Raw genomic sequence first — 19,618 nt, 5'->3', positions numbered from 1 at the left:
ATAATGATTTTAAAATCCGTCATATACAAAAGTTAATATAGTTAATCTACCATCAAATTTAAAATATTATTTATAACAGTATCACTTTTATAGCTTTTTGAATCATATATTTTTGCCTGTTATACAGTCCACTATATGTAGAGAGCATAACAGGCAAGAGTCATACATCCCATCTTCTTCAAAAAGAAAATAGAATTCATTATTATTGAGTTGGATATGGTACTTCTTTGTCGATAATCGTTACACCATCTCGTACAATTTTATAATGTCCTTTTGTACCTTCTTGAATTATAAATTCTAAAGAAATAGTTGCCGACTCTGAAATTGTTCTAGTTTCAATTGGTCTATCCATTTTTTGTTGCATATCTTCTTTATAAATTTCTATCGTTTGCGGTTTTTTCTCACCTATTATAGAAGACTCATAAGGAATAGAAATATTATCCACTTTCACTGTTTTTGTTACTTTCGGCTTAGGACCCTCTGAGATGATAATCGTCACTTTATCTCCTTCTTTTAACGGCGTTCCTGGTTTTGGAGATTGCGAAATTACAAGTCCTTTATCAACAGTATCGGAATACTCTCTTTTTATATCTGGCGTTAATTTTCTCTCATTCAAATAACCATTTATGCTATTTTCAGTCCATCCTGAAAAATCACCTGGTCTAATTTGATATGGACCTTTACTTACCCAAATTTTCAGTTCTTGTTCCGCTTCTACTACCATTTGATCCGGCGTCGGAATTTGCTCAACGATTTCACCTTTTGGCCTATCATTTTCAATATAATTTATTGTAACTTGTTTATATTTTTCTTCTAATTCATTCCTTATACTCTCAAAATCTTTTCCTGTGAGATCACTCATCTTATTTTTCTTTTTTCCACCTGATTGATAGATAGTAATTTTAGAGTTTTCTTTCACAACTCTTCCTGCTACAGGGTCTGTTTTTAGAACACCACCGACCTCTACATCATCTGTATATACAATATTAGGTTCCGTAACCTCAAAACCCTTTTCAACTAATGTATTTACTGCAGTTGTGTATTTCATACCAGCTACATCAGGGACTTTTACATCTTTTGGAATAAAGAATCCTGGAATAACAGTAAGCGCTAACGTTATTCCAATCGCTAAAAGTAAAAATGTTGTAATTAAAATTTTGAGCCATTTATTACTTCGTTTTTTCTTCTTATTTAATTCTGCTTCTTCGTTCCTTGTCTGTTCATCCACTTTACTTCCTTTTAAAACAATTGTTTCATCAGTTACATTTTCGAATAATTGTTCTTGTTGAATAATCGGAATCGCTTTCGTCGCTTCCATATCTTCCGGTATGTAAAATGGCTGCTCATTTATCCTCTCTGGATATAGCGCAGTTTCAATATCTCGTTTCATCGCATTGGCAGATTGGTATCGATGAAATGGATCTTTCGCAGTTGCCTTCAATATAATATTTTCGACACTTTGCGGAATATTTTCATTCCATCTTTTTGGAGATGGAATTTCACTTTGTAAATGTTTTAAAGCTATAGCAACAGCAGATTCGCCAGAAAACGGTTGTCTTCCTGTTAACAACTCAAACATAACAATCCCTAGGGAATAAATATCTGATTGTTTATTTGCTATCCCGCCGCGTGCTTGTTCTGGTGATAAGTAATGCACCGAACCGAGTACTGAATTTGTATGTGTAATTGTTGTTGCACTTGTAGCTGTCGCAATTCCAAAATCTGTTACTTTTATTACTCCATCAGCTCGAATTAAAATATTGTGCGGTTTAATATCACGGTGCACAATTTCAAAATGATGGGCGTGTGCCATGGCGGATGTTAACTGCTCCATAATATCAAGAGCTTCTCCTATCGGTAACATCCCTCGCTCAATTATGTATTGCTTCAATGTTTGTCCTGGTACATACTCCATTACAAGATAATATATACCATCTTCTTCTCCGACATCATACATATTCACAATATTTGGATGCGACAACGTTGTAACAGACTGCGCTTCTCGATGGAAACGTTTAATAAACTCTTCGTTATTTGAATAGTCGAGTCTTAATATTTTCACCGCTACATCTCGGCCTAGTATATCATCATGAGCTAAATACACATTGGCCATTCCACCGCCACCAATCATTTTCAGTAGCTTATAACGGTCATTTAAGCGTTTTCCAATCAGCACGTTGCACTTCACCTACTTTCGTTTGTCGAACCCGCATAATCAATAAGAACAAGGGTGATATTATCTTCCCCGCCACGATCATTCGCCAATTGAATGAGACGTTGTCCCTTAGTTTCTAGCTGTTCATTTAACTGTAAAACTTGTTGCATATCAGCAATAGAAACTTTGTTAGATAGTCCATCAGAGCAAAGAAGTAACTGGTCATCTTCCTCAAGTACCAATGTTTTCACATCTAATCCGACTGTTTCTTCTGTTCCTAATGCTCTTAACAAAACATTCTTTTTCGGGTGATATTCTGCGTCTTCTTTTGAAATTTCACCATGTCTCACAAGTTCATTGACAAGTGAATGATCTTCCGTTACAAGCGAGATTTTTCCCTCTGATACCATATAACAACGACTATCTCCTATATGACCTATCGTCACAAAGTTTGGTGTACAAATCGCTATTATAAGTGTTGTTCCCATTCCGTTACATTCTACATGTTGCTTAGAGTATTCATATATACGCTCATTAATAATCCCAACACTAGTATGTAACCACTCTTCTACTTTTTTTGGCTCATTCATATTATGTGTTTGCTTCCAATAATCATGGAATAATTGAATGGTCATCGAGCTAGCAACATCACCAGCTCGATGACCTCCCATTCCATCTGCTACTACCGCTAAAATATTTCCATCTAAATTGTGAAAAACTCCTGCACTATCTTCATTATGTTGACGAACTTTTCCTTTATCTGATAGAAACACGGCTTTCATCTCGTCACCTCGTCTCTTCTTTGCGCTCCTTCGCACGCAACTGACCGCAGGCTGCATCAATATCATGACCTTGTTCACGGCGAATCGTTACATTTACTCCACGATCTTTTAACGTCTTTTCAAATAAGAAAATTTGTTCACGTGGCGTACGTACATAATCACGTTCTGGTACGTAGTTTACCGGAATTAAGTTTACATGACATTTTACACCTTTTAAGAGCGCAGCAAGCTCTTCAGCGTGCTCAACTTGGTCATTTTCTCCTCCAAATAGTCCATATTCAAAAGTAATACGACGCCCTGTTCTATTTACATAGTATTTAATAGCTTCCATTAAATCAGGAAGCTTATAAGCACGGTTAATTGGCATTAATTTTGAACGTAATTCTGAGTTTGGAGCATGCAGTGAAATCGCAAAATTAATTTGTAAGTCTTCTTCAGCGAACTTATAAATTTTCGGGATAATTCCACTTGTCGAAACTGTCATATGTCTCGCACCAATATGAAGTCCTTTTTCATGGTTAATGATACGTAAGAATCCCATTAAATTATCGTAGTTATCAAATGGCTCTCCAATTCCCATAACAACAAGAGAACTTACACGCTCTTCTGATTCATCAAGTGCACGCTGAACTTCTACTACTTGTGCTACAATTTCTCCAGCTTCTAGGTTTCGTTTTAAACCACCAAGCGTTGAAGCACAGAAGGTACATCCAATACGACAACCTACTTGCGTTGTTACACAAATTGAATTTCCATATTCATGTCGCATTAATACCGTTTCAATAGAGTATCCATCGTATAGCTGGAATAAGAATTTAATTGTTCCATCTGAAGACGTTTGTTTTACTAACGTGTTTAAAGTAGTAATATCAAAGGAATTCGACAATTTATCACGCAATCCTTTAGAAAGGTTTGACATATCCTCATAATTTTTTACACGTTTTTTATATAGCCAGTCAAAAATTTGTCCAGCACGGAACTTTGGCTCTCCTTGCTCTTTTAACCAATCTTGCATTTCATGAAGTTGTAAAGAGTAAATTGATGGTTTTTTCGTTTCTAAATTTTTCTTTTGTTTTCTCACAGTCGTTTCCACGATGCTACACCTTCTTCCTTAAACAAGCAATATAAAAGCCATCTGTTGCAAAATAATGCGGTAAAATTTGTACTTGACCTTCATCAATATACGGACTTAGCTTTTCTGGCATACGCTCTTTTATCGTAGTATCCCACTCAAATTCAGGATGCTCTTGTAAAAAACGCTCTATTACTTGTTCATTTTCTATTTTCTCAATTGTGCACGTACTATAAACAAGGCGACCACCTTGTTTTAATAACGGTGCGATTTTTTCTAGTATTGCAAGTTGAATCGTCGATAATCTTTCACTATCGCCTTTATTTTTACCTAACTTAATATCAGGCTTACGTCTAATTACACCAAATCCAGAGCACGGTGCATCTACTAATATTTTATCAAACGTTTCATTTGCAAAATGCTCTTGCACTTTTCTAGCATCTAATGTCTTTGTTTCGACGTTTTCTAAACCAAGTCGCTCTGCTTGTTGTTTAATTAAACGTACTTTGTGTGCATGTAAATCAAGGGACATGACTTGACCAGTTCCTTTTAATCGCTCTGCAATATGCGTTGTTTTTCCGCCTGGAGCAGCACAACTATCAAGAACTACATCTCCCTCATCTGGTTCTAGAGCGCGTGCTACCAGCATAGAACTTTCATCTTGAATAGAAAGAAAACCTTTTTTAAACGCATCTGTGTGCGCTACATTCCCTCTTTCAATTTGAATCGCATCATCTGATAAATCGCCACGCTTCGCTTCTATACCTTCACTAGCCAATAATTTAATTGCTTCTTCTACTGTTATTTTATCAACATTTACACGCGCTGTTGGTACAGGCGGTAACATGTTCACTTCACACATTTTCTCAGCAGTTTCTAAACCATATTCTGAAGTCCACTCTCGGACAAGCCAAACTGGATGGCTTGTTGCAATTGCCAAACGTTCTACTGGATCTTTGATTTCATCTACAGAAGGTACCCCTTCTCTTTGAATCGAACGTAATACACCGTTCACCATACCAGCAATCCCTTTATGCCCGCGACGCTTTGCAATCTCAACCGCTTCATGAATAGCCGCTCTTTCAGGCACTCGGTCTAAATAAATCATTTGATATAAAGATAAGCGAAGCAATACTCTTACCCACGCCTCAACCTTCTTTTTTAAAAAAGGCTGTAAATAATAATCTAATGTGTCACGACGTTGAATCGTTCCATATACAATTTCAGTTAATAAACCAATATCTTTTCTATCAATTGTACTTTTTTCAATTAGATTATTTAAAAGTAAGTTACTGTATGCACCACTTTTTTCTACTTGAATTAAACCATCAAGAGCTAATTCACGAACATTTTGTCTCATGCATTTTCTCCTAACTTCGTTCCAATTTCAGGTTTTGTGCCACGTAAAAATTGCGAACAACTCATACGCTTTTTACCAGAAGGTTGCAATTCAGTAACTTTAACACCCGTTTCATTACCTGTCGCTACAACAAAACCATCTTCTTCAATCGCAACAATCGTACCTGCTTCAGCTGATTTCGTTCCAGGTACTTTTTCTCCCCACCATACTTTAACAACTTGTCCTGCTAAAGTTGTATAAGCAACTGGCCATGGATTCAATCCGCGAATGTGATTGTATACTTCTTCACCTGTTTTTGTCCAATCAATTTTCTCTTGCTCACGTTTTATATTATATGCAAACGTTACTTCTTCTTCATTTTGTTTAATTGGTTCTAACTTACCTTGAATTAGTAAAGGTACTGTTTTAGATAAAAGATGTGCCCCTGCTTCGCTTAACTTATCAAATAACGAACCTGTCGTTTCACGTTCTTCAATTTCTACTTCTACTTGCGTTAAGATATCACCAGCATCCAATTTCTCTACCATATACATAATTGTAATGCCTGTTTTTTCTTTACCTTCCATAATTGCATAATGGATCGGTGCACCACCACGAAGTTCAGGAAGTAAAGAAGCGTGGACGTTAATACAGCCATACTTCGGTGCCTCTAAAATTTCATTTGGTACAATCTGACCGAACGCAGCTGTTACAATTAAATCTGGCTCTAATGCTAATACTTTTTCATATTCGTCTTTTTCACGAATTCTTAACGGCTGTAACACTGGAATACCATGTTTTTCTGCCTCCACTTTAACAGGTGTAGGTGTTAATACCTTTTTTCTACCTACCGGACGATCTGGTTGCGTCACAACACCTATTACATCATAGCCATCTTCGATAAGACGACGAAGCACCGGCACTGAAAAGTCCGGTGTTCCCATAAATACTACTTTTATCATTTAAAAACCGCTCCTTTTAATACCTATTCTAATTCGTTTTCCTCATAATATCTTGTCACTTTCGATGTAAATAACACACCGTGTAAATGATCGATTTCATGTTGAATTGCACGCGCTAAAAATCCTTCTGCTTCTAGTAAAAATACTTTACCTCGGCGATTTTGCGCACGTACTTTAATATAATCCGCACGTTCCACTTCACCATAAAGTCCCGGGAAGCTTAAACAGCCTTCGGGACCTACTTGTTCACCACGTTTTTCTAGTATCGATGGATTGATTAACTCGATTTTCCCACTATCATCACCGATATCAACTACCGCCACTTGCAAGCTTACACCTACTTGAGGCGCAGCTAAACCGACTCCGTCCGCAATTAACATTGTTTCATGCATATCTTTCAACAATTTCACTAACTTTTTATCAAAGTTAATTACTCTTTCACACGGTGTTTCTAACACTTCATTTGGATGCTTTACTATTTCTAAAACTGCCATATTTCCCTCCGCTACATTAACATTGTTGGATTAAAATCAATTGAGATTTGTAGCTCTTTTTGCATTTCTGCTTGATAATGTTCATTTACCATTTTGAGCACGTTCTTTAAGTTTGGTTCCCGTTTGTATTTTATCATGCATTGATAACGATATCTATCTTTTATCCTTGGAATTGCTGAAGCAACCGGTCCTAACACCATTGTTTGCTGTGAGCAGCGCGAACGTAAATGACCGACAATTTTTTCCGTCACTTGTACTGCCTTTAATAATTCCGGGTGAGATACCGTTACAAGTACAACATAGTAATAAGGTGGATATTGCCTTGTTCGTCTCATTTGCATTTCTTGGTCAAAAAACACATCATATTGTTGGTTCTTTGCTAACTCTATACTGTAATGTTCTGGTGTATACGTTTGAATTATAACTTCCCCTGGTAATTCATGCCTGCCTGCTCGTCCGCTTACTTGCGTCAATAGCTGATAAGTCTTTTCACTCGCTCGAAAATCAGGTAAATGAAGCATTGTATCTGCAGTTAAAACCCCGACAAGCGTTACTTTAGGAAAATCTAATCCTTTCGCAATCATTTGTGTTCCAAGTAATATATCTGCTTTTTCTTCCCCGAATGCCTTTAATAATTTTTCATGCATTCCTTTACGACTTGTCGTATCTACATCCATTCGAATGACTCGTGCCTCTGGAAATAGTTTTGTGATTTCTTCTTCTACCTTTTGTGTACCTGTACCAAAGAAACGAATGTATGTACTTTGACATGCAGGACACGCAGTCGGCATATTCTCTTCATAGCTGCAATAATGACATTTTAAACGATGGTTCATTTTATGATATGTCAGCGAGATATCACAATGTGGACATTGTACAACATACCCACAATCACGACACATAACAAATGTAGAATGACCTCTTCTATTTAAAAAGAGCACCATTTGTTCTTTCTTTTCTAACCGATCTGCTATTTTTTCATGCAATGCCTTTGAAAACATGGAACGATTCCCGTCACGAAGTTCTTCACGCATATCAACAATCTCTACTGTCGGTAAAGCTTGTTCATTCATACGCTTTTCCATCGTCAGTAATTCATACACACCTTTTTTCGCTCTTGCAAACGATTCAAGTGTCGGTGTTGCACTACCAAGAACGATAGGACATTTATGATATTGCCCCCTCCACACAGCTACATCCCTTGCATGATATCTCGGATTATCTTCTTGCTTATAGCTCGATTCATGTTCCTCATCGATAATAATAATCCCTAAATTTTCAAAAGGAGCAAATACAGCTGAACGCGCACCAACTACGACTTTCACTTCTTTTCTTAAAATCTTACGCCATTCATCATATTTTTCTCCAACAGACAGCGCACTATGAAGAACTGCAACTTGCGAGCCAAATCTACCTTTAAAACGATCTACCATCTGAGGCGTTAGTGCAATTTCAGGAACAAGCACAATAGCTTCTTTTCCTTTCTTGAGCACCGCTGCTATAGATTGTAAGTATACTTCTGTTTTTCCACTTCCTGTAACACCATATAGTAAAAATGGATTGTAAGTTTCATTTGTAATTGATGATAAAATTGGTGCAATAACTTCTTGTTGTTCCTCCGTAAGCGGAAATGGTTTCGTTTGTTCAAAATCATCATCGTCATACGGATTCCGATATACTTCCACATACTTTTCTGAAATTAGCCCCTTTTTAACAAGTGCTTTAATCGGAGCATCAGTTATTTGCAACTCTTCTGTTATCACTTTCAACGGCACACTTTTATAATTTTCCACAAAATAATAGAGTACATCTTGTTGTTTTTTACTTTTCAGTTCAAAGGCTGCTAATTCTAATTTATCTTCTGGCAACTCCGGTTGCACAACTCTTTGTTTCTTCTTTTGTACTTTATCTTTTACTTGATAAACAACTTCAATCGTGCCATGTTTAATTTCTTGTTGAATCGTACGATATAGATGTGGCTGCGTCTCAATCGCTTCCCAATCTATCGATTCTTTGTCCTGAAATAAAAACAGTAGTTCAGGTGCTATTTCTTCTTGCTTGCGAAGTTGTAGACGCTTTTTATACGTTGCTTTTATCGCCGTTGGAAGCATGACTTGAAAAGCTGAAATCATATAACATAACGTTTCACTCGTAAGCCAATATCCAAGCTTTAATAACTCCTCGTTTATAACCGGTGTTACATCTAATATTTCATGGATTGCCTTTAACTTTTTACTTTCTACTTCAGCCGAATCTTTGATCCCAATAATAAAACCTTGCAATTTCCTTGGACCAAATGGAACTACTACACGCATGCCTGTCTGGATAATATCTTCCCACTTTTTAGGGATAATATAATCAAATGGTCGATCTGTCTGACGTGCGGGTACATCAACAATTACACTTGCAAATTTCATAGACGATCATCTTCTAACATCATTTCAATTTGCTTTAATATTTCACGAGCAACCTCTTTCTTCGTTAAAAGTGGCAACTCTATAGTTTCTCCATCTTTTCTATACATTGTTACAATGTTCGTATCTGTACCAAATCCAGCTCCTTGTGCCTTTACATCATTCGCAACAATCATATTCGCATTTTTCTCACGTAATTTTTTCGTTGCATATTCCTCTACGTTTGTCGTCTCAGCTGCAAAACCGATAAGTAACTGTTTGTCCTTCATCTCACCTAACGTTTTTAAAATATCTACTGTTCTCTCGAGTTCAATTACAGCATCACCATTTTTCTTTTTCATTTTATTATCATGAACATATTTCGGGCGATAATCTGCAACTGCTGCTGTTTTAATAACAACATCTACGTTTGGATAATGTTGCAGAACTGCCTCTAACATATGTTGTGCAGATTCCACTTGCACTGTAGTTACATGTAATGGTGGATTTAATGCTGTCGGTCCCGAAACGAGTATGACATCAGCCCCTAAGTTCGCTGCCACTTCTGCAATCGCATATCCCATTTTTCCCGAAGAAAAATTTGTCATAAAACGTACTGGATCAATCTTTTCACGAGTTGGGCCAGCCGTTATTAATATTCTTTTTCCTTGCAATGGTTTTTGTTCTGAAAAAGCCTCTTCTAACTGTGCAATGATCGCTTCAGGCTCTTCTAATCTTCCCTTCGCTACATAACCACACGCTAAAAAACCTTCTCCAGGCTCAATAAATGTATACCCTAACGTTTTTAGCGTCATCATATTTTTTTGAACAATTTTATTTTCATACATATGCACATTCATAGCAGGTGCAATCCACACTGGAGCTGTAGTAGCTAACAAAGTAGTCGTAATCATATCATCTGCAATACCGTTAGCTAACTTTCCAATACAATTGGCTGTAGCAGGTGCAACAAGTACAACATCTGCCCAATCTGCTAAATCGATATGAGCAATAACAGCTGAATCTTTCTCATCGAATGTATCCGTATATACATCATGGCGAGAAAGCGCTTGGAATGTAAGAGGTGTAACAAACTTCATTGCCGACTCACTCATCATTACTTTTACAATGGCTCCAGCTTGTGTCAATTTACTCGTTAACGCAGCCGCTTTAAAGACCGCAATGCCTCCTGTTACACATAGAAGTATCTTTTTCCCTTTTAGCATATGGCTCGTCCTCTTTCTTTTTCAAACTTATCATACTGAAACAATATTCTCAGCTCATCAGTACCAATATTTCTTCCCTACCGTAAAAAAATAACAACCTACTTGTAAATAGGTTGTTACCGTTACATAGAAAATTATAAAGTCTATGTTTTGAATTGTCGAAGACAAAGTCTTATTCAGTTACTTTGTCTTCACTTGGTACGTAGCTTAACACTTCTACATCGATTTCTTCCAATGCTTTACCTACACATTTATGAGAAACAGGTTGTTCGATAACACAGTTATTAGCAAGTTGCATTTCACGCGCACGTTTTGCAGCTACTGTTACAAGTGTATATTTAGAATCGATTTTTGTTAATAATGAATCAATTGATGGATTTAACATAATTATAGACCCTCCGTCATTTCTTTATAATATTTTGCTACTCTTTCGCGGCGGCAATGTTCGCCAACCACAATTGCTTTAATTCTTTCACAAGCTAATTCAACTTGATCGTTTTCTACAACGTAGTCGTAAGCGTCCATCATTTCAATTTCTTCTTTCGCTACCGTTAAACGATTTTCAATAACATCTTCAGTTTCTGTACCTCGACCGACAATTCGGTTCTTTAGTTCAGATAAACTTGGAGGTGCTAAGAAAATGAATACACCTTCAGGGAAAGCTTTCTTAACTTGAATTGCTCCTTGCACTTCAATTTCTAAGAATACATCTTTTCCTTCTTGTAATGTTTTTTCAACATAGTCAATCGGTGTTCCGTAATAATTACCTACGAACTCAGCCCACTCAAGTAATTTTTCATTACGAATCATTTCCTCAAACTCTTCTCTCTCTTTAAAGAAATAATCCACACCATCCACTTCACCTTCACGTGGCTTACGTGTCGTTACTGAAATGGAGTACTGAAAACGTGTATCCTCATGACTAAACAGCTCTTTTCGAACCGTTCCTTTACCAACCCCAGAAGGTCCTGAAAGAACGATGAGCAATCCTCTTCTACTTCTCATAAATATGTAAAACCTACCCTTCCTCACTTAAATCTTCTTTATTATTCAAACGATGTGCAATCGTCTCTGGCTGAATTGGACTTAATACTACATGCCCATCATCCATAACAATAACCGCCCTTGTTTTTCTCCCATACGTAGCATCCAGCAAAGCATTATGTTCGCGTGCTTCCTGTACTGTTCGTTTAATAGGAGCTGATTCCGGACTTACAATAGCAATAATTCGATGAGCAGATACAATATTTCCGTATCCAATATTTAAAAACCGCATGGCCATAGTTTGCGCCTCCTAGTAAGTCTATCCGATTTCTCCACCACGTATAACTTTATATATTTTTTGAAAGCTACTCAATATTTTGTACTTGTTCACGAATTTTTTCAAGGTTATTTTTCATTTCTACAACATATTTTGAAATTGTTAAGTCATTTGCTTTCGAACCAATCGTATTAATTTCTCTATGCATCTCTTGCACGATGAAATCCATTTTTCTTCCAACAGGTTCTTCAATCTGCAGTGTTTCACGAAATTGCTCTAAATGACTTTGCAAACGAACTAACTCTTCGTGAATATCACAACGCTCAGCAAAGATTGCAACTTCTGTTAACAATCTTTGTTCATCTAACTCTTGATTATGTAATTCTTTTAAGCGATTTTCTAATCGTTCACGATATTTTCGTGTAACAATTGGTGCATGCGGAATAATTGCATTTACACAATTGTGAATCTCTTGTAAACGATACGCTATATCTTTATGTAATCGTTCTCCTTCGCCATCTCTCATCGTTTTTAACATTTGAGCAGCTTGGCGAACAGCCTCATATAAACTGTTCTCAAATTGTTCATTTACATTTTCCACTTCTTCAATCGCTGTTACTTCTGGCATTGCCATTAATTGCTGAAGTGTAATAGAATCTTGTAATTGAAATTTTCCTTTTATATCTTTCATAATCGATTGGTACTGCTCAAGAAGCGACCAATTCACACTTAATTTTCTTTCAACAAGCCCTTCACCCGTTATACTAATAGACACTTCAATACGACCGCGCCTAACTTGTTCCGCAATTATTTTACGAATTTTGTCTTCAAATACCATCATCTGCTTCGGAAGTCGAATACTCATCTCTAGAAAACGGTGGTTCACCGATTTCATTTCTACTGTAATTTGAAAAGTATCAGTTTCTACTTTCGACCTTCCAAATCCTGTCATACTACAAATCATTTTTATCACATCCAAGCCATGAAATAACTCAATGAAAAAGGTAATAGAGACAAGGCTCTACTACCTTCTGTAAATTATATCACATTTTCATATCATTGACTATTTCAAGTTTAATCCCTTCTTATATAATACTGGCTTTTCCTTCTTCCCCTTTTTCCCCGTTAACAAGGAACCTACTAGTAAGAAGGTCGGAATTGATGATAAACCTCCAATTAACAACCAGTCTCTTGCTTGTATTGGCATCGTACTAAAGATTGGTTGTAACGGTGGATAATATATAACTACTAGCATGAGTAGTAATGAAATGATAACCGCTCCAACTAAATACACATTTCCAAACGGATTACGATGGAAAACAGAATGCTCACTTCGGCAATCAAATACATGAATAAGCTGAGCAAGTACCAACGTCGCAAACGCTACAGTTTGTGCATATTTCAGTTCATTTGGATGTTGATTATATGCAATAATAAACGCTACTAAAGTCACTGCTCCAATTAGAAAACCACGACTTATAATTTTCCAGGCAAGCCCTCTAGCAAATACCCCTTCTTTCGGATGACGCGGCGTTCTCTTCATAACGTCTCCTTCGGCCTTATCTAAACCTAATGCCATCGCCGGTAAACCATCAGTAACTAAGTTCACCCATAAAATTTGAATTGGAACCATCGGCAGCGGTAATGCAAGTAACATTGCAAATAACATGACTAAAATTTCGCCTACGTTCGATGCTAATAAATAACGAATAAACTTACGTATGTTCTCGTATATATTTCTACCTTCTTTAATTGCTGATTTAATCGTAGCAAAATTGTCGTCCAGCAATACAAGAGAAGACGCTTCTTTCGCAACGTCTGTCCCTGTAATTCCCATCGCTATTCCAATATCCGCTGTTTTTATAGCTGGAGCATCGTTCACACCATCACCTGTCATCGCTACTATATGCCCTTTATTTTGCAACGCTTTAACAATTTTCAATTTATGTTCTGGTGATACACGAGCAAATACATACGTATCTTCTACAACATTTTCTAATTCTTCTACATCCATATTTGCAAGTTCTACTCCTTCAACAACACGTCCACCTGGCGGTAAAACCCCTAATTGTTCTGCAATCGCCATTGCAGTCACTTTATGGTCCCCTGTAATCATAACTGTTCGAATACCAGCTTCTCTGCACTCTTTTACAGCCTGCTCTACCTCTGGTCTTGGCGGATCAATCATCCCTTGTATCCCAACCAACATAAAATCTTTTTCAACATCTCTTTCATGTTCAGTAGAATCTGTTACTTTTAAAGGCTTAAAGGCAACTGCAATTGTTCGAAGAGCTTGACTACCTAAGCTATGAATAGCCGCCTGTACTTCTTTTCTATACAACTCACTTAACGGTTGTTGCTTATCCCCCCACAAAATTGTTTGGCTCATTTGCAAGAGGACATCTGGTGCTCCCTTCGTAACAAGAAACTTTTTCCCTTCTCTATCTCGCACAATAACACTCATCATTTTTCGAGTTGAATCAAATGGAAACTCACGAATAATTTCAAATTTCCCTTGCAGTGCCTCACGCGTTATCCCCGCTTTCATTGCTGCAGCTACAAGCGCTCCCTCAGTTGGATCTCCATCTAATACATACGCCTTCTTCTTTTTAATAATATTTGCGTTATTACATAGCGAACCAAATGTAAGTAGTTGATAAAGCGCTTTCGTCTTTACTGGATTAATTTCTTTATCACCTTTTACAAAAGAGCCATTAGGTTCATACCCTTGGCCTGTTACTTTCCACAACTCTCCACCTGACCACATGTGTGTTACCATCATTTTGTTTTGCGTCATCGTTCCTGTTTTATCAGAGCATATAACGGAAGCACAACCTAACGTTTCTACTGCTGGCAACTTCCTTACAATTGCTCTCTTTTTAATCATACGCTGTACACCAAGCGATAATGCTACTGTAACGATTGCTGGTAATCCTTCTGGAATAGCAGCAACAGCTAGCGACACGCCAGCTAAAAACATATGATACACTTCATTCCCTTGATACACACCGGCTAATACAACAAGAGCTGTCAAAACAAGAGCCACTATAATTAATATTTTTCCAAGTTGCTCTAATCTTCTTTGCAGTGGTGTTTCCATTTGCTCTGCATTTTGTAACATATTTGCAATTTGGCCCATCGCTGTATTCATACCTGTTGCTACAACGACTCCTGTTCCAGTCCCCCGTGTAATCATCGTACCCATAAAAGCCATATTTTTTTGATCACCAATTGAAACATCTTGCCCTTGCAATGCTTCTACTTTTTTCTGCACCGGTACTGACTCTCCTGTCAAAGCTGATTCTTCGATATATAAACTCGATGCCTCAACAAGACGTACGTCAGCACCAATTCGATCGCCACTAGAAAATTTTATAACATCACCTAAAACGAGCGCTTTAGACGGTGCCTTTATCCACTTTCCATTCCGCAGTACAGTAACTTGCGGGGCGGCTAGCTCTTTTAAAGCTTCCAATGACTTTTCAGCCTTTCTTTCTTGGAAAAAGCCGAGAATACCGTTGATAATAACAATTGCAATAATCGCAATAGAATCAATATATTCCCCTAAAAAAGCCGAAACGATTGTTGCACCAAACAAAACAAGTACCATGAAATCTTTAAATTGCGCTAAAAAGACCATTAGTGCAGAAGGCCTTTTCGCTTCATCTAATTCATTTGTACCAAATTTCTTTATTCGCCCTTCTGCTTCTTTCTCTGTCAGTCCAACCTTTACATTCGTATTCGTTCTTTCTTCCACTTCATGTGCGCGCATTCCATACCAGTTCATCCTGCTATCGACCTCCTCATTCCAGACATACTCTATTGAAAGCTTATTCAGCCTCGTCCAAAAAAATGCTATAATTAACTTTTAGTTAGAAAGGAGTGTTTTTATGGCATTCGATGGATTATTTACAAGAGCAATTACACATGAAATTGCAAATTCTCTTTACACGGGGAGAATTTCAAAAATATATCAACCTTCAAAATATGAGATTTTATTACATATTCGAGCAAACGGAAAAAATCAAAAACTGATTCTTTCCGCTCATCCGACATATGCACGTTTACACTTAACAAATCAAAATTACGATTCACCTGCACTTCCGCCAATGTTTTGTATGCTTCTTCGTAAACATTTAGAAGGTGGATTCATTGAAAAAATTGAGCAAATTGATTTAGAGCGTATTATTCAAATTACTGTGCGAAGCAGAAATGAAATTGGTGATGAATCACTAAAAACATTAGTAATTGAAATAATGGGACGACATAGTAACATCATTTTAGTAGACACAAAAACAAATAATATTTTAGATAGCTTAAAACACGTTTCTTTAGCCGTAAACCGACATCGAACTGTATACGCTGGAGCTGAATATGTTGCGCCACCAGCACAACATAAAATTAATCCCCTTCAGATTGAAACAAATGAGGAATTTATTAGACCATTAGACTTTCTATCTGGAAACATGGATAAACAGCTTGTCGGCACCTTTACGGGAATATCACCACTATTCGCAAAGGAAGTAGTGAAAAAAGCTGGTATGGTAAATGAAAAAGCATTAGCAGACGCATTTTTCTCCATACAAAAGCCATTATTAACTCATACATATTCACCAACGATGACTACTTCAAATGGAAAAGAATTCTTCTACCTTTTCCCTCTTGCGCACTTAGCCGGGGCAGACAAGACGTTCTCATCTGTTAGTGAATTACTAGACCGTTTCTTTTTCGGAAAAGCAGAGCGCGACCGTGTAAAACAACAAGCTTATGATTTAGAGCGCTTTATGCAAAACGAAAAAAATAAAAATGAGAAAAAACTCATTAAACTAGAAAAAACATTACAAGATGCTGGAAAGGCAGATAAATATCAATTATTTGGTGAACTACTTACAGCCAATATGTACGCTTTGAAAAAAGGTGATAAAGATATTGAAGTCGTTAACTATTACGATGAAAATGGCGGAACTGTAAAGATTACATTAGATCCTTTAAAAACGCCATCTGATAATGCGCAACGCTATTTCCAAAAGTATCAAAAAGCGAAAAATTCAGTTGTTGTTGTAGAAGAGCAAATCGCAAAAACAAATGAAGAAATTCTTTACTTTGATAGCTTACTTCAACAAATGGAAGCTGCTTCTTCAAAAGATATTGAAGAAATTCGCGAGGAATTAGCTGAAGAAGGTTATATGCGCAATCGTAAAACGAAAAACACAAAGAAAAAGCCTACTAAACCAGTATTAGATAAATATTTAGCAAGTGATGGCACAGAGATTTTCGTTGGTAAAAACAATAAACAAAATGATTATTTAACAACGAAATTTGCCCGTCGTGATGAAATTTGGTTACATACGAAAGACATACCTGGTTCTCACGTTGTCATTCGTTCTTTAGAGCCTGCTGAAGAAACTTTACTAGAAGCTGCCAAAATTGCTGCCTATTATAGTAAAGCAAAAGAATCTAGCTCTGTACCTGTTGATTTCACCAAAATACGCCATGTCAAAAAACCGAGTGGTGCAAAACTTGGTTTTGTTACGTACGACAATCAGCAAACTGTTTATGTAACACCAGATGCTGATACTGTAATGAAATTAAAAGCGTAAATACAAAAATGCGTTGCTTATAAGCAACGCATTTTTTATATGTTTTTAATTTATTTGCTACATCCATTCCATATTGTCAAAAAAATTGACAGCTTCATTTCATATTTGTATAAAATTTTTTACACCATGTAAATAACATACAAATGCAATTCCAATCAATATTTTTTCATCCCCTGCTATTTACTGAAGCAATTTGGATTTTATGAACAAACCGTCTCCCACAAATTGCGGACTATTTTTTTATCTCCCCTAAAATATATGTTGTCCCTACTATTTTTTCTTCAAATATACATTTTGGCACACTATTTGCTTTATTCAATACTGTGAATAGGGGGAATTAACATGACTTTAAAAATTAATAAAATCCAAAATCAACTACAAAACTATGAAATTGACGGATTGCTTATTACAAAAAAAGAAAACCGCCAATATGCAACTGGCTTTACAGGTAGCGCTGGCGTCGTCTTACTCTCTGCGGATAAGGCTGTTTTTATAACTGATTTTCGCTATGTTGATCAAGCGAAATCACAAATAAAAGGTGCTGAAATTATTATGCATCAAGGAAATTTAGAAAAAGAAATTGCAAATCAAGTATCGAAATTAAACATTCAAAAACTCGGAATTGAAGAAAACAACATGACATTGCAACAATATAAAAATTTACAAAAATACGTACATGTAGAAATGGTTCAAGTGTGCGAAATCATCGAAAATATTCGTATTATTAAAGACACACCTGAAATAGAAACAATGAAAATCGCAGCTAATATCGCAGACGAGGCATTTCACCACATCCTTACGTTTTTAAAACCGGGAATAAGTGAAAATGATGTACGAGATGAGTTAGAATTTTTCATGCGAAAAAAAGGGGCTACATCCTCTTCATTTCAAATTATTGTAGCTTCTGGCGTTCGCTCTTCTCTTCCTCATGGAGTTGCATCAAATAAAATAATCGAACGAGGCGACGTCGTTACATTAGATTTCGGTGCACTTTACGATGGATATTGTTCTGATATAACTCGTACTGTAGCAATCGGGGAACCATCAGAAGAATTCAAAAAAATATACAGTGTTGTACGAGAAGCGTTAAAACGCGGGACTGAAGCAATTAAGCCTGGAGAAACTGCGAAGAGTATCGATGATATAACGAGAGATTACATTACAGAACATGGATACGGTCAATATTTTGGACACTCTACCGGTCATGGTCTTGGGTTAGAAATACATGAACCTCTTCGCCTATCCCAAGAAAGTAAGGCTACTTTAGAAGAAGGTATGGTTGTTACAGTTGAACCTGGTATTTACATCCCAAATTGGGGCGGTTGTAGAATTGAAGACGATATCGTTATTACAAAAGACGGATATGAAGTGATTACGAAATCAAATCGAGAACTTATTGTTATTCCTTGTTGAAATCATAGAAAAAAATGCCACCCAATAAGGTGGCATTTCCTTTTATTCATTAACGAATAACTTTTCGTTTACTTTTTTAGCGATTACCGCTACAGACATTACTATACATATTAAATATAGCAATTTCGCAATAAATAACCACCCTTGAAACATTACAATTCCGTCTATGATCTCATTTCCTTTCAATAACAAAAACGGAATTGTGCTAATGATAATGACAAACTCAATGCTGAAAACAATTTTCTTTTTTCGACTATAAGCTTTCCATTCATTCCAGCGATACATAGGTGCAAAAATCAATGCTCCTATACATAATATAGCTGGTATCCATTCACTTTTAAGAAATTGCCCTGAAATACCTGATACTAGTAAACAAACGAGCACACCGTAATACCCTATTTTTTCTCTCATTCGTACTCCCCTATTCTACTTCTCCTTTAATATGTAACTTGCTATACTTATAACAATTCTTAGAAAAATAACAACCACAATTATAATATAAAGACCTTTTGCAGAAGACATCCATTCTTGAAAAATAGACATTTTCTCCATTTGCTTCTGCCCTTCTATTAAAATAAATCCTACAAAAAGTGAGCAAACAACAATGATACCTATCATAATTCCAATACTTTTCTTACTATATTGTTTCATATCATCCCCGTTATATAAAAGCATAAATACAAACCCGAAAACAGGTATGATACTCATCCATTCATTGTTTGTAAACAGATTTAAAATGATTAATAGACTACAAGATATAACGAATCCCCAAAATCCAATTTTTTTGTGCATAAGCCCTCCTTAAATTCCATTTTTAGGATTAATTGTATTGTAACATCCATTTTCCGTTCTTACCATTACAGTACATGAAATTTCACTTTTTTCTTTTTCCTATACTCACATACTTTCACTGCTTTCATA

Annotated in this window: 17 protein-coding genes; 2 read left to right on the top strand and 15 right to left on the bottom strand. The window is 36.4% G+C overall.

Annotated elements, in window-relative coordinates:
• Positions 1–202: 202 nt before the first annotated feature.
• The 13 genes from prkC to VF726_RS11245 form a co-directional block, all read right to left on the bottom strand.
• Positions 203–2,176, bottom strand: coding sequence for a serine/threonine protein kinase PrkC (gene prkC, locus VF726_RS11305; RefSeq protein WP_440168062.1), 1,974 nt, complete (start codon positions 2,174–2,176; stop codon positions 203–205).
• An 8-nt stretch (positions 2,177–2,184) separates the two neighbouring features.
• Positions 2,185–2,937, bottom strand: coding sequence for a Stp1/IreP family PP2C-type Ser/Thr phosphatase (locus VF726_RS11300; RefSeq protein ID WP_440168060.1), 753 nt, complete (start codon positions 2,935–2,937; stop codon positions 2,185–2,187).
• 4 nt (positions 2,938–2,941) lie between these two features.
• The gene (rlmN, locus tag VF726_RS11295; protein ID WP_001978968.1) at positions 2,942–4,030 is read right to left on the bottom strand and encodes a 23S rRNA (adenine(2503)-C(2))-methyltransferase RlmN; all 1,089 of its coding nucleotides are present in this window, start codon (positions 4,028–4,030) and stop codon (positions 2,942–2,944) included.
• Between the two features lie 4 nt (positions 4,031–4,034).
• Positions 4,035–5,369, bottom strand: a complete 1,335-nt coding sequence (gene rsmB, locus VF726_RS11290) for a 16S rRNA (cytosine(967)-C(5))-methyltransferase RsmB (RefSeq protein ID WP_440168058.1) — start codon at positions 5,367–5,369, stop codon at positions 4,035–4,037.
• Positions 5,366–6,310, bottom strand: coding sequence for a methionyl-tRNA formyltransferase (fmt, locus tag VF726_RS11285; RefSeq protein WP_440168056.1), 945 nt, complete (start codon positions 6,308–6,310; stop codon positions 5,366–5,368). Before fmt ends, rsmB begins: the two co-directional genes overlap by 4 nt.
• A 23-nt stretch (positions 6,311–6,333) precedes the next feature.
• A complete protein-coding gene (gene def / locus VF726_RS11280) occupies positions 6,334–6,804 on the bottom strand; it encodes a peptide deformylase (protein ID WP_048530546.1) in 471 nt (156 codons plus the stop codon).
• Between the two features lie 11 nt (positions 6,805–6,815).
• Positions 6,816–9,221, bottom strand: coding sequence for a primosomal protein N' (gene priA, locus VF726_RS11275; RefSeq protein WP_440168054.1), 2,406 nt, complete (start codon positions 9,219–9,221; stop codon positions 6,816–6,818).
• Positions 9,218–10,423 (bottom strand): bifunctional phosphopantothenoylcysteine decarboxylase/phosphopantothenate--cysteine ligase CoaBC, encoded by a 1,206-nt coding sequence (gene coaBC / locus VF726_RS11270; protein ID WP_440168052.1) that lies wholly within the window; start codon positions 10,421–10,423, stop codon positions 9,218–9,220. Before coaBC ends, priA begins: the two co-directional genes overlap by 4 nt.
• Before the next feature lie 172 nt (positions 10,424–10,595).
• A complete protein-coding gene (gene rpoZ / locus VF726_RS11265) occupies positions 10,596–10,808 on the bottom strand; it encodes a DNA-directed RNA polymerase subunit omega (protein ID WP_429606839.1) in 213 nt (70 codons plus the stop codon).
• Between the two features lie 2 nt (positions 10,809–10,810).
• Complete coding sequence (gmk, locus tag VF726_RS11260) at positions 10,811–11,428, bottom strand: guanylate kinase (protein WP_001257740.1); 618 nt, start codon at positions 11,426–11,428, stop codon at positions 10,811–10,813.
• A gap of 13 nt (positions 11,429–11,441) precedes the next feature.
• Positions 11,442–11,705 carry an extracellular matrix/biofilm regulator RemA gene (remA, locus tag VF726_RS11255; protein ID WP_001251456.1) on the bottom strand — a complete coding sequence of 88 codons (264 nt, stop codon included), beginning with the start codon at positions 11,703–11,705 and terminating at the stop codon, positions 11,442–11,444.
• Positions 11,706–11,772: 67 nt separating this feature from the next.
• On the bottom strand, positions 11,773–12,648 hold the full coding sequence (locus VF726_RS11250) for a YicC/YloC family endoribonuclease (protein ID WP_440168048.1): 876 nt from the start codon (positions 12,646–12,648) through the stop codon (positions 11,773–11,775).
• A gap of 99 nt (positions 12,649–12,747) precedes the next feature.
• The gene (locus VF726_RS11245) at positions 12,748–15,471 is read right to left on the bottom strand and encodes a calcium-translocating P-type ATPase, SERCA-type (RefSeq protein ID WP_440168046.1); all 2,724 of its coding nucleotides are present in this window, start codon (positions 15,469–15,471) and stop codon (positions 12,748–12,750) included.
• A gap of 103 nt (positions 15,472–15,574) precedes the next feature.
• On the opposite strand from VF726_RS11245, the gene VF726_RS11240 reads away from it, so the two are divergent.
• Together VF726_RS11240 and VF726_RS11235 are read left to right on the top strand one after the other, a co-directional pair.
• Entirely contained in the window at positions 15,575–17,284 is a 1,710-nt protein-coding gene (locus VF726_RS11240; protein WP_440168044.1) for an Rqc2 family fibronectin-binding protein, read from the top strand.
• Positions 17,285–17,626: 342 nt separating this feature from the next.
• Positions 17,627–18,697, top strand: a complete 1,071-nt coding sequence (locus VF726_RS11235) for a M24 family metallopeptidase (RefSeq protein ID WP_440168042.1) — start codon at positions 17,627–17,629, stop codon at positions 18,695–18,697.
• 42 nt (positions 18,698–18,739) lie between these two features.
• Here the strand turns inward: VF726_RS11235 and VF726_RS11230 are convergent, their stop codons facing one another.
• Together VF726_RS11230 and VF726_RS11225 are read right to left on the bottom strand one after the other, a co-directional pair.
• On the bottom strand, positions 18,740–19,108 hold the full coding sequence (locus tag VF726_RS11230; RefSeq protein ID WP_440168040.1) for a YoqO family protein: 369 nt from the start codon (positions 19,106–19,108) through the stop codon (positions 18,740–18,742).
• A gap of 15 nt (positions 19,109–19,123) precedes the next feature.
• A complete protein-coding gene (locus VF726_RS11225; protein WP_440168038.1) occupies positions 19,124–19,489 on the bottom strand; it encodes a YoqO family protein in 366 nt (121 codons plus the stop codon).
• Positions 19,490–19,618: the final 129 nt, after the last annotated feature.

Source organism: Bacillus sp. Brlt_9 (assembly GCF_051948935.1).
Lineage (GTDB): Bacteria > Bacillota > Bacilli > Bacillales > Bacillaceae_G > Bacillus_A.
This window is presented reverse-complemented; position numbering and strand designations above follow the sequence as displayed.

Excerpts from the sequence above, each read along its gene's own strand:
- VF726_RS11300 (WP_440168060.1), bottom strand. The coding sequence starts at position 2,937 with ATGAAAGCCGTGTTTCTATCAGATAAAGGAAAAGTTCGTCAACATAAT.
- rsmB (WP_440168058.1), bottom strand. The coding sequence starts at position 5,369 with ATGAGACAAAATGTTCGTGAATTAGCTCTTGATGGTTTAATTCAAGTA.
- fmt (WP_440168056.1), bottom strand. The coding sequence starts at position 6,310 with ATGATAAAAGTAGTATTTATGGGAACACCGGACTTTTCAGTGCCGGTG.
- def (WP_048530546.1), bottom strand. The coding sequence starts at position 6,804 with ATGGCAGTTTTAGAAATAGTAAAGCATCCAAATGAAGTGTTAGAAACA.
- priA (WP_440168054.1), bottom strand. The coding sequence starts at position 9,221 with ATGAAATTTGCAAGTGTAATTGTTGATGTACCCGCACGTCAGACAGAT.
- coaBC (WP_440168052.1), bottom strand. The coding sequence starts at position 10,423 with ATGCTAAAAGGGAAAAAGATACTTCTATGTGTAACAGGAGGCATTGCG.
- rpoZ (WP_429606839.1), bottom strand. The coding sequence starts at position 10,808 with ATGTTAAATCCATCAATTGATTCATTATTAACAAAAATCGATTCTAAA.
- gmk (WP_001257740.1), bottom strand. The coding sequence starts at position 11,428 with ATGAGAAGTAGAAGAGGATTGCTCATCGTTCTTTCAGGACCTTCTGGG.
- remA (WP_001251456.1), bottom strand. The coding sequence starts at position 11,705 with ATGGCCATGCGGTTTTTAAATATTGGATACGGAAATATTGTATCTGCT.
- VF726_RS11250 (WP_440168048.1), bottom strand. The coding sequence starts at position 12,648 with ATGATTTGTAGTATGACAGGATTTGGAAGGTCGAAAGTAGAAACTGAT.
- VF726_RS11245 (WP_440168046.1), bottom strand. The coding sequence starts at position 15,471 with ATGAACTGGTATGGAATGCGCGCACATGAAGTGGAAGAAAGAACGAAT.
- VF726_RS11240 (WP_440168044.1), top strand. The coding sequence starts at position 15,575 with ATGGCATTCGATGGATTATTTACAAGAGCAATTACACATGAAATTGCA.
- VF726_RS11235 (WP_440168042.1), top strand. The coding sequence starts at position 17,627 with ATGACTTTAAAAATTAATAAAATCCAAAATCAACTACAAAACTATGAA.
- VF726_RS11230 (WP_440168040.1), bottom strand. The coding sequence starts at position 19,108 with ATGAGAGAAAAAATAGGGTATTACGGTGTGCTCGTTTGTTTACTAGTA.
- VF726_RS11225 (WP_440168038.1), bottom strand. The coding sequence starts at position 19,489 with ATGCACAAAAAAATTGGATTTTGGGGATTCGTTATATCTTGTAGTCTA.